Annotated in this window: 2 protein-coding genes; both read right to left on the reverse strand. The window is 69.7% G+C overall.

Going from position 1 to position 12,661, the window contains the following annotated elements:
- Positions 1-10,881, reverse strand: a 10,881-nt coding sequence (locus AB0E24_RS45635; protein WP_359385916.1) for a non-ribosomal peptide synthetase, incomplete at its 3' end; no start/stop codon positions are given.
- Positions 10,878-12,661 (reverse strand): condensation domain-containing protein (locus AB0E24_RS45640; protein ID WP_359385918.1); only part of this gene is annotated, 1,784 nt, incomplete at its 5' end. The genes AB0E24_RS45640 and AB0E24_RS45635, both read right to left, overlap by 4 nt.

Raw genomic sequence — 12,661 nt, forward strand, 5'->3', positions numbered from 1 at the left:
CCGCGACTCACCATTCCACCCGACCAGCACCCGCTCCCGCTCCACCGCGGACAACAACTCCACATCACCAATACGGCGATCGGGATCCTCAGCGAGCGCGGTAAGAACACGCACGAATCGCTCCGCGATGCCCTGCGCCGTGGCGCGGTCGAACAGATCCGTGCTGAAGTCCAACGCCCCCTCCAGCACCACACCCCCATCCGCCTCACCACGACGCTCCGCCAGCCGGAACGACAGATCGAACTTCGCCGCTCCCGCCGCCACCGGCTCGCCCGCCACCGACAGACCCGGCAACGAAGCAACAGCCGACGCTCCACCCTGCTCCGTGTTGTTCAACGTCAACATCGTCTGGAACAACGGATGCCGCGACAGCGACCGCTCCGGATTGACCACCTCCACCAGCCGCTCGAACGGCAGATCCTGGTAGGCATACGCCTCAAGGTCCTTACCGCGGACGCGGTCGAGCAGTTCGGCGAATGTGGGATCGCCTGACGTGTCCGTTCGGAGCACCAGGGTGTTCACGAAGAAGCCGACCAGGTCGTCCAACGCGTCATCCGTGCGCCCGGCGATGGCCGTGCCCAGCGGGATGTCCGTGCCCGCGCCCAGTCGCGTCAGCAGTGTCGACAGCGCCGTCTGCACCACCATGAACAGGCTGGCCCGACGCTCGCGGGCGACCCGCGTCAGCTCTTCGTGGAGGCCGGACGGTACCTCGAAGGTGATCCGGTCACCCTCGTACGAGGAGATCGCCGGCCGCGGCCGGTCGAACGGCAGCGGCAGTTCCTCCGGAAGGTCCGCCAACGCGGCCTTCCAGTAGGCCAGTTGGCGGGTGATCTCACTGTCGGAGTCGTCCTCCGCACCCAGCATCTCGCGCTGCCAGACGCTGTAGTCCGCGTACTGCACCGGCAGCGGCTCCCACCCGGGAGCGTCACCGGTGGTGACGCGGGTCGCGTACGCCGCCGTCAGATCACGGGCCAGCGGACCCATCGACCAGGCGTCGCTCGCGATGTGGTGTGCCACGAGCAGCAGCACATGCTCGTCATGGCCGAGCTGGAACAGCCAGGCGCGTAACGGCACGTCGTTCATGAGGTCGAAGGGAGTCCGTATCGCGTGGGCCAGTTCTTTTTGGATTGCTTCCCGGTCGGTCGCGGCCACCGTCAGTTCTACTTCCGCGGAGTCCAAGACCACCTGGTACGGGCCGTCTGCGTCCTCCGCAAACAGGGTGCGCAGGCTCTCATGCCGAGCCACCACATCACCCAGCGCCGACCGCAACGCACCCTCGTCCAGCGGGCCCCTCAGCCGCAACGCCACCGGGATGTTGTACGTCGCGCTGGGACCCTCGAACTGATACAGGAACCACAACCGCTGCTGCGCCAGCGACAAAGGCAACCGCGCCGGACGCGGCACCACCGCCCGCAACGGCGACCGCACCACCGCCGACGCATCCAGCACAGCCGCCAGCTCGGCAACCGTCGGCGCCTCGAAGACGCGGCGTACGGCCAGTTCGGCGTCCAGGACGGTACGGATCCGGCTGACCAGCTTGGTCGCCAGCAGGGAATGGCCGCCCAGATGGAAGAAGTCGTCATCGATGGTCACCGACTCCACGCCGAGAACTTCGGCGAACAGACCACACAGGATCTCCTCACGCGGCGAACGCGGCGCACGGCCTCCCGCGCCCTCAGGACCGTAGTCGGGCGCGGGCAGCACACGGCGGTTCAGCTTCCCGTTCGCCGTCAACGGGAAGGCATCCAGCGTGACAAACGCCGACGGCACCATGTAGCCGGGCAACTGGGCCGCCACATGTTCACGCACCTCAGCGCCGACCAGGCCAGCATCCGCCGCCGCCGGGACGAGATAGGCCACAAGGCGCTTGTCACCGGGCCGGTCCTCACGGACCAGGACAGCAGCCTGCCCGACCCGGTCATGCCCCGCCAGCACCGCCTCGATCTCACCCAGCTCAATCCGGAAACCACGCAGCTTGACCTGATCATCAACCCGCGACAGATACTCCAGCTCACCACCGGCAGTCCACCGCACCACATCACCCGTGCGATACATCCGCCCACCGCCGACGCGGTCAAACGGATCGGCCACGAAGCGTTCCGAGGTCAGGGCGGGACGCGCATGATAGCCACGCACCACACCCGCTCCGGCGATATACAGCTCACCCGGCACGCCGACGGGCACCGGTCGCAGCCCCGCGTCCAGCACATACACCCGGGTATTGGCGATCGGCCGCCCGATACGCGGGCCACTCGCACTCTCGGGAGTAACCGGCCACGCCGTCGACCAGATCGTGGTCTCCGTCGGACCATACAAATTCGTCACCGACTCAGCCCGACCCGCCAGCGCCACCGCCAGATCAGCAGGCAACGCCTCACCACCCACCAACACCCGCACACCACCCAGCACTGCCGGGTCCTCGACCAGCACCGCCCGCCACAGACTCGGCGTCGCCTGCATCACCGAGATCCGCTCAGCCGACACCAGCCCACACAACGCCGCCGGATCGCGCACCACATCCCGCCCGGCCACCACCACCGCCGCACCGCTGAGCAGCGGCACGAACAACTCCAGCCCCGCGATGTCGAACCCGACCGTAGTCACCGCCAGCAAACGGTCCTCACCCGTGAGCTGGAAACGCCCAGCCATCGACACCAGGAAATTCACCAACGGCCCCTGCGGCACCACCACACCCTTCGGCCGCCCCGTCGAACCCGACGTATAAATCACATACGCGGAGGCGTCGGGAGCCGTGGCCGTCCGTACCTCCTCGACGTCGGCAAGCTCGTCGAGCGCTGCCCGTACGGCTGCGGAATCCAAGAGCAGACGCGGAATGCCACTGACATGAGGGAGGTGGTCGACGGACTCCTCCGAGGTGAGGATGAGCGCCGGTGTGGCGTCCTGGAGCATGTACGCGAGCCGGTCGGCCGGGTACTCGGTGTCCAGCGGAAGATACGCCGCCCCCGCCTTCCACACCGCCAGCAACGCCACCACCAGATCCACCGACCTCGGCAACGCCACCGCCACAAAACACTCCGGACCCACCCCACGCCCAACCAACAACCCCGCCAAACGCCCAGCCCGCCCATCCAGTTCGCGATACGACAGCGACACACCACCCGCCACCACCGCCACCGCATCCGGCGACCCAACCACCCGCTCCTCGAACAACTCCACCACCGAACGACCCGGCACCTCACACACCGTGTCATTCCAGTCCCACAACACCGACCGCGCCTCAACCTCGTCCAGCAGATCGACACGAGACACGGGGGCGGTCGGCTCGGCCACGGCCTCGGTCAGGAGCCGGATGAGTCGCTTGGTGAGCGTGTGGGCCGTCGCGCGGTCGAACAGGTCGGTGCTGAACTCCAGGACGCCGTTGAGCGCACGCACCTGCCCGTTCTCGTCATGGCTCTCGGTGAAGCCGAAGGCGAGGTCGAACTTGGCCACTGACGTCTCGACCTGCTGTCGCTCGGCGGTGAGCCCCGGAAGGCCGTCCAGCGAGTCCAGCGCACCCTGGTAGTCGGTGTTGTTGAGGGTCAGCAGCACCTGGAAGAGCGGATGACGGGCGAGCGAGCGCTCCGGGTTGAGCACCTCGACCAGCCGCTCGAAGGGCAGGTCCTGATGGGCGTAGGCACTGAGGTTCGTCTCCCGGACCCGGTCGAGGAGCTCGGCGAAGCTGGGGTTCCCCGAAGTGTCCGTGCGCAGCACCAGCGTGTTCAGGAAGACACCGATCAGCTCATCGAGCGAGGTGTCGGTACGGCCGGCGATCGGCGTGCCGATGGGGATGTCCGTTCCCCCACCGAGCCGAGTCAGCAGCGCCGCGAGCCCGGCCTGAAGCACCATGAAGGGGCTGGCCTGCGCCTCCCCGGCCACCTCGCTGATCCGTGCGTACAGCTCCGGGGAGACCTGGAACGGGATGCGGTCGCCACGATAGGTGGCCACGGACGGGCGCGGCCGGTCGTACGGCAGTTCCAGCTGATCCGGCAGACCCTCCAGCGCGGAGGTCCAATAGCCGAGCTGACGCGAGATCTCACTGCCCGGGTCGGACTCGTCACCGAGGACATCGCGCTGCCAGAGGCTGTAGTCCGCGTACTGGACCGGCAACGGCTCACGCACGGGAGCCTCACCGGTGGTGACACGGGCCGCGTACGCCGCCGCCACATCACGCGCCAGCGGGGTGCGCGACCACGCGTCGCTGACAATGTGGTGGGTCAGGGCGAGCAGCACATGCTCCCGCTCCGCGACCGCGAACAGCACGGCGCGGAAGGGGGTTTCGGCGGCGAGGTCGAAGGGGCGGGCCGCCGCCTCGGCCAGGTCCGCGTCCAGCCGCCGCTCGTCGGTCTCGACCACCGGAAGTTCCGTACGCACCTCGTCGGCGGGCAGGACGATCTGCCGGGAGCCGTCGGTGTCCTCGGTGAAGACGGTGCGCAGGCTCTCGTGGCGGGCGACCAGATCGCCGAGCGCCAGGCGCAGCGCGTCCCGATCCAGATGGCCGGTCAGCCGTAGCGCGACCGGAGCGTTGTAGGTGGCGCTGGGGCCCTCGAACTGGTTGAGGAACCACAGCCGCTGCTGGGCATACGACAGCGGGATCCGCTCCGGTCGCGGATCGGCCACGGTCACACGACGACGCATACCATCCGTCGCGAGAGCGGTGGAGATACCCGCGACCGTGGGGGTCTCGAAGAGCTGCCGGATGGGCAGCTCCGCGTCCATCACGCTACGGATCCGGCTGACCAGCTTCGTCGCCAGCAGGGAATGGCCACCGAGACGGAAGAAGTCGTCATCGATGGTCACCGACTCCACGCCAAGCACCTCGGCGAACAGACCACACAGGATCTCCTCGCGGCGCGAACGCGGCGCCCTGCCCATAGCCCTCTCGGGCCCGTAGTCGGGTGCGGGCAACGCACGCCGGTCCAGCTTCCCGTTCTGCGTCAACGGCAGCGCGTCCAGGGTCACGAACGCCGACGGCACCATATAGTCCGGCAGCAATCCGGCGGTGTGCTCCCGCAACCCCGCATCGGAAACGTTGGAATCCGCCACCACATAGGCGACCAGCCGCTGATCCCCGGCCCGGTCCTCCCGCACAACCACCGCGGCCTGAGCCACCTCGGGATGACCACGCAGCACAGCCTGGATCTCGCCCAGTTCGATACGGAAGCCCCGCACCTTGACCTGGTCATCCACCCGGCCCACGTACACCAGCTGGCCATCGGCGTTCCAGCGCGCCACATCGCCGGTGCGATACATCCGCGCACCCGCAGGGCCGTAAGGGTCGGCGGTGAACCGCTCGGCGGTCAGATCCGTACGCCCCAAGTAGCCACGCGCCAGCACCACACCCGCGATATACAGCTCACCCGCCACTCCCGGCGGCACCGGACGCAACCCCGCGTCCAGCACATACGCCCGCGTGTTCCAGAACGGCCGCCCGATCGGCACCGCACCACCGGCAACCGTCTGCCCCGGTTCGATCCGGAAGTCGGCACAGTTGACCGTGGCCTCCGTCGGACCGTACGCATTGACCACCGTCACATCCGGATGCGCGGCCCGCCACGACACCAGCGCCTCACCCACCAGCGCCTCACCACCGGTGATCAACGTCCCCGACGGCGACACCTCCTCGGGCAACGCCTCCAACAACCCCAGATGCGAGGGGGTGACCTTCATGAACGACGGCCGACCGACACCGACCGCCCGCTCATCCAGCTCACCCAGCACCACCCGGCCACCGCTCACCAACGGCGTGTACAACGCCGTCACCGTCAGGTCGAAGGCCACCGAAGAGTGCAGCAACGCCGTACCCGACGCATCCGGATACACCTCCCGCGCACGCTCCAGATACGCCCCCACCGAACGATGCTCGACCACCACACCCTTCGGCCGACCCGTCGAACCCGACGTATAGATCACATACGCCGGATGCGACAGCTCCCGCACCTCTTCCACCGGCTCATCCGAGTACACATCGGCCGCCGCGAGATCCGCCACATCGTCAATGACCAGCACCGGCCGCGCGTCGGTCAGGATGTGAGCCTTACGCTCCGCCGGATACTCCGGATCCACCGGCACATACGCACCACCCGCCTTCACCACACCCAACAACGCCACCACCAACTCCACCGACCGCGGCAACACCACACCCACAAACCGCTCGGCCCCCACCCCCCGACCCACCAACCACCGCGCCACCCGGTTCGACCACGCATCCAACTCCCCGTACGACACCTCACGCCCGCCGCACACCACCGCCACCGCATCCGGCGTCCGCGCCACCTGCTCCGCGAACAGCACGGGCAACGACACACCCCGCACACCCCGCGACTCACCATTCCACCCGACCAGCACCCGCTCCCGCTCCACCGCGTCCAGCAACTCCACCTCCCCGATATGACGCTCGGGGTCCTCGGCGAGCAGGGTCAGAACGCGGACGAAACGCTCCGCGACGCGCTGGGCCGTGGCGCGGTCGAACAGATCGGTGCTGAAGTCCAGAGCCCCCTCAAGCACCACACCCCCGTCCGGACCATCGCCCCGCCGCTCGCCCAGCCGGAACGACAGGTCGACCTTCGCCCCGCCCACGGCCACCGGCTCGTTCGCCACGGTCAGCCCCGGTAGCGAGGCGACCGCGGTCTCCGCGCCCTGTTCGGTGTTGTTCAGCGTGAGCATCGTCTGGAAGAGCGGATGCCGGGACAGCGAACGCTCCGGGTTGACCACCTCGACCAGCCGCTCGAAGGGCAGGTCCTGGTACGCGTACGCCTCCAGGTCGCGCGCCCGCACCCGTTCGATCAGCTCTGCGAACGTCGGGTCACCGGAGGTGTCCGTCCGCAGCACCAGTGTGTTCACGAAGAAGCCGACCAGGTCGTCCAGCGCGTCATCGGTGCGGCCGGCCACTGGGGTGCCGAGGGGGATGTCCGTCCCCGCGCCCAGGCGCGTGAGCAGCGTGGACAGCGCCGCCTGCACCACCATGAACAGGCTGGCCCGGCGGTCACGGGCGATCCGTGTCAGCTTCTCGTGCAGCTCCGGAGCGAGGTCGAGGGGGACGGAGTCGCCCCGGTAGGTGGCGGCCGCCGGACGGGGGCGGTCGAACGGCAGGGGCAGCTCTTCCGGAAGGTCGGCCAACGCGGCCTTCCAGTAGGTCAGTTGGCGGGTGATCTCACTGTCGGGGTCGTCCTCGGCGCCGAGCACCTCGCGCTGCCAGATGCTGTAGTCCGCGTACTGGACCGGCAGCGGCTCCCAGCCGGGAGCCCCACCGGAGTCGACCCGTGCCGCGTACGCACCGGTCAGATCGCGGGCCAGCGGGCCCATCGACCACGCGTCGCTCGCGATGTGATGCGCGACGACCAGCAGTACGTACGCGTCGTCGGCCAGTTCGAACAGCCGGACGCGCAGCGGTCCTTCGGACCGGAGGTCGAAGGCGTGGCGGGCCGCGCCGAGGAGTTCGGTGCGCAGCCGGGTCTCGTCGGTCCGTACCACGGTGAGTTCGACCGCCTCGGCGTCCCGGACCACCTGGTACGGACCGTCGGCGTCCTCGGCGAACACCGTGCGCAGGCTCTCGTGCCGCGCCACCACATCGCCCAGGGCCAGCCGCAACGCGCGCTCGTCCAGCTCACCGCTCAGCCGTAGCGCCACCGGAATGTTGTACGTGGCGCTCGGCCCCTCGAACTGGTGCAGGAACCACAGCCGCTGCTGGGCCAGCGACAGCGGCAGCCGCGCCGGGCGCGGTTCCACCGCCCGTAGCGGCGAGCGCACCGCGGCGGACGCGTCCAGCGCGGTGGCGAGCTCGGCGACGGTGGGGGCCTCGAAGACCCGTCGCACCGCCAGTTCGACGTCCAGGACCGAGCGGATCCGGCTGACCAGCTTCGTGGCCAGCAGCGAATGGCCACCGAGGCCGAAGAAGTCGTCGTCGATGGTGACCGACTCAAGGCCCAGCACCTCGGCGAAGAGACCGCACAGGATCTCCTCGCGCGGGGAGCGCGGGGCCCGGCCGCCCATCGAGCCCGGTCCGTAGTCGGGCGCGGGCAGGGCGCGCCGGTCCAGCTTGCCGTTCGGCGTCAGCGGGAACGTGTCCAGGGGCATGAACGCGGAGGGCACCATGTAGTCGGGGAGTCGCTCGGCCACATGACGCCGCAGTTCGGCGCCGCCCGGCACGCCACCATCCGCCGCCGGGACGAGATAGGCGACCAGCCGCTTGTCGCCTGGCCGGTCCTCGCGCACGAGGACGGCGGCCTGGGCCACGCCGTCATGCCCGGCCAGCACCGTCTCGATCTCACCCAGTTCAATGCGGAATCCACGCAGCTTGACCTGGTCATCGACCCGGGACAGATACTCCAGCTCGCCCTCGGCCGTCCACCGCACCAGGTCGCCCGTGCGATACATCCGCCCACCGCCGGTGCGGTCGAACGGATCGGCCACGAACCGCTCGGAGGTCAGCCCCGACCGCCCGTGATAGCCACGGACCACACCCTCACCCGCGATATACAACTCACCCGGCACCCCGACCGGCACCGGTCGCAACCCGCCGTCCAGCACATACACCCGGGTATTGGCGATCGGCCGCCCAATACGCGGCGCGCCCGCCGCCTCCGATGTGACCGGCCAGGCCGTCGACCAGATGGTGGTTTCCGTCGGCCCGTACATGTTCATCACCGACTCGGCACGTTCGGCCAGCGCCACGGCCAGATCGGCGGGCAGCGCCTCACCACCGACCAGCACCCGGACACCGCTCAGCACCGAAGCGTCCTCGGCCAGCACCGCCCGCCACAGGCTCGGCGTGGCCTGCATGACCGAGATCCGCTCAGCCGACACCAGCCCGCACAACGCCGCCGGATCCCGCACCACATCGCGCTCCGCGACCACCACCGCGGCACCGCTGAGCAGTGGTACGAACAGCTCCAGACCCGCGATGTCGAAGCCCACGGTGGTCACCGCCAGCAAACGGTCCTCGCCCGAAAGCCCGAACCGCCCGGCCATCGCCACCACGAAGTTCGCCAACGGCCCCTGCGGCACCACCACGCCCTTGGGCCGCCCCGTCGAACCCGACGTATAGATCACATACGCCGCATGCGACAGCGCCCGAGAGGCGATCGGCCCCTCCCCCGCCGTCCGGGAAAGCTCCTCGACGGTCTCCGGCGCGTCCAGCAGCACTCGTGGGATGTCGTCCACATCCGGCACCACATCCGCCAGCTCATCCGTGGTGAGGATGAGTGTGGGGGCCGCGTCCTGGAGCATGTAGGCGAGCCGGTCGGCCGGATACTCCGTGTCCAGCGGAAGATACGCCGCCCCCGCCTTCCACACCGCCAGCAACGCCACCACCAGATCCACCGACCTCGGCAACGCCACCGCCACAAAACACTCCGGACCCACCCCACGCCCAACCAACAACCCCGCCAAACGCCCAGCCCGGACATCCAACTCGCGACACGACAGCGACACACCACCCGCCACCACCGCCACCGCATCCGGCGACCGGACCACCCGCTCCTCGAACAACTCCACCACCGACCGACCCGGCACCTCACACACCGTGTCATTCCAGTCCCACAACACCGACCGGACCTCGGCCTCGTCCAGCACATCGATCCGGCCGACGGGCAACTCCGGGTCGGCGACGAGGGCGTGCAGGACCCGTACGAAGCGGTCCAGGAACCGCTGGGCAGCGGTCTCGTCGAAGACATCGGGCCGGTGGTTCAGCCTGAACAGCATGGTGTCGCGTGCGGAGCCGACCAGCATCAGCGGGTAGTGGGTGGCCTCGCGGTCCTTGCTGGGGACGAGTTGGACGGCGGAGGCGATGCCCTCGCCGACGGTGGCGGCGCGCTCGACGGGATAGTTCTGGAACACCATGGAGGTGTCGAAGAGCTCGCCGTGGCCCACGGCACGCTGGATCTCGGCGAGTTCGAGGTGCTGGTGCGGGGTGAGCCGGGTCTGCTCGGACTGGACGCGGGTGAGGAGTTCGGCGAACGGCTCGGCGGCTCGGAGCCGTATCCGGGTGGGCAGGGTGTTGATGAAAAGGCCCACCATCCGTTCGACGCCGTCGATCTGCGGCGGGCGCCCGGAGACGGTGGTGCCGAAGACGATGTCGTCGCGTCCGGTGTGCCGCCCGAGGGTGATCGCCCAGGCGGTCTGCACGACGGTGTTGAGGGTGACGCCGCTGCGCCGGGCGATCTCGGTGAGGGCGGCGGTGCCGGACCGCGAGAAGGAGGCGAGGACCTCGGCGGAGGCGACCGTGGTGCGGTCGACGCCGGGTGCCACCGGGCTGGGTTCGGCGAGGTCGGCGAACGCCTCGCGCCAGGCGGCGCGGGCCGCCTCGCGGTCCTGTGCCGCCAGCCATGTGAGGTAGTCGCGGTAGGGGCGTACGCGGGGCATGGCGCTGTCGTCGCCGTGGGCGTCGTACAGCGTGCACAGTTCACCCATGAGGACGGGCAGCGACCAGCCGTCCAGCACCAGGTGGTGGTTGGTCAGCACCAGGCGGTGGAGCGAGGCGCCGAGCCGGATGAGCGTGAAGCGCAGCAGCGGGGGCCGGGTCACATCGATCCGGGTGCTCCGGTCGGCGGCCATGGCCTCGGCCGCGGCCGAGGGCCGCTCGTCCTCGGGCAGCGCGGTCAGGTCGGTCTCGGCCCAGGGCAGCGGCACGGTGCGCATCACCACCTGCGCCCAGTCGCCGTTCTTGCGCTGCCGGAAGGCGGCGCGCAGGGTGGCGTGGCGGGCCAGGAGGGCCTCGGCGGCGGTGCGCAGGGTGGCCGTGTTCAGCGGGCCCTCGATGTCGAAGGCCGCCTGGACGACGTAGGGGTCGAGTTCGCCCTGGTCGTAAACGCTGTGGAAGAGCAGGCCCTCGTGGAGCGGGGCCAGCGGCAGGATGTCCTCGATCTTCCGCGGGGTGCGACTCACTTTCGGGCCTCTTCTTCGTCTTCAGGAGCGTGTACGTCGTCGTTTGCGGCCGGCTCTTCGTCGTCCGGCATGTCGTCGAACAGGTCGCCGAGTTCGTCCTCGAACGCCTCGATCTCGTCCTGGGTGATCGAGGACAGGGAGACATCGGAGGGGGTGAGTCCGCCGGATTCGGGGTTCTCGGCGTGGGCCACCAGGGCTTCGAGCGCCCGGAACCACAGATCGGCCAGTTCGCGGACCTCGTCCTCGTCGAGGATTCCGCCGGCCCAGGTCCAGGAGGCGACGAACTGCGATCCCCGGGGGCCGTCATGCGTACGGGCGGTGAGCTCCAGCGCATGGGCGAGCGGCAGGTGCGGCGGGTCCCCGGCGACGCTGTCGATGCCGATGAGCGGGGTCCAGTCGGCGTCCTGGCCGGCCGCCGTGGTGGCGAAGCGGCCCAGGTAGTTGAAGGCGACCTGAGGATCCGTCAGTCCCTCGAACCCCTCGGCCGTAGCGGGGTTGAGGTGCCGGACGAGGCCGTAGCCCATGCCCTTGTCGGGCACGGCCCTGAGCTGTTCCTTGATGCGTTTGAGGATGTCGCCCGCGCTTCGACCGCCCGCGAACGCGTCGGCGAGGTCGGTGGCGCCGGTCTCCAGGCGCACGGGGTAGAGGTTGGTGAACCACCCCACCGTGCGTGACAGGTCGGCGCCCCGGACGAGGTGCTCCTCGCGGCCGTGCCCCTCCAGGTCGAGCAGGAGGCCGGTCTCCCCCCGCCACTGTTCCCAGGCCAGGGTGAAGGCGGTCAGCAGGACGTCGTTGACCTCCGCGTTGAACGCGGCGGGCACTCGGGTCAGCACGGCTTCGGTGACGCCCACCGGAAGGGTGAGGCTGATGTGTCCGGCGGCCGCCGTGGTGTCCCGGGCGGGGTCCAGCGCGCGCCGCCCGAGGCCGCGGTCCGCCTTCCGCAGTGTCTCCTGCCACCAGGCGGCGTCGGCGACCCAGGCCGGTTCGGCCGCTTCCTCGGTCAGCCGCTGGGCCCAGCGGCGCAGTGAGGTTCCCGTGGGCTGGAGTTCGGGCGTGCGGCCGGCGGCGATGGCCTCGTGTGCCTCCGCGAGGTCGGGTACCAGGATGCGCCAGGACACCCCGTCGACGACCAGGTGGTGGACGAGGAGGAGCAGCAGGCCCGGCGTATCGGTGCCACGGTCGAACCACACTGCCTGTACGACCGTGCCGCGGTCCAGGTCGAGCCGGTCCCTGGCGCTCTCGCTCTCGGCCCGTACCAGGGCGTTGAGCGCGGGTTCGTCGAGGTGCCGGCCGCCTTGTCCGGTGGCCCGCACATGGCGTACCAGGGGCGCGGCGTCGACCGTGCCGGGTGCCCCTGTCTCCAGTCGGCGTTCGGGGCCGGAGGTGAGCCGGGCGCGCAGGGCGTCGTGGTGGTCGAGGAGGGTCTGGAGGGATCGGGTGAGTGTGTCGAGGCGCAGCGCCGCGGGGGTTTGGAGGACGACGGACATGTTGAACCCGTCCACGTCCGCACCGCGCCGCAGCAGCCAGTGCGCGATCGGGGTGAGGGGCACCTCGCCGATGCCGGCGCCCGGCTCCTCGGCGACGGTCCCCGCCACCTCCGTGACGACGTCGGCGAGCGCGGCCACGGTGCGGTGCTCGAAGATGTCGCGGACCGACAGTTCGAGTCCGGCCCGCCGGGCGCGGCCGACGAGCTGGATGGACATGATGCTGTCGCCGCCGAGGTCGAAGAAGCCGTCGTCGATACCGACCCCGTCCAGCCCCAGCACCTCGGCGAACAGCC

The sequence above is a fragment of the Streptomyces malaysiensis subsp. malaysiensis genome (genome assembly GCF_040653035.1).
Lineage (GTDB): Bacteria > Actinomycetota > Actinomycetes > Streptomycetales > Streptomycetaceae > Streptomyces > Streptomyces malaysiensis.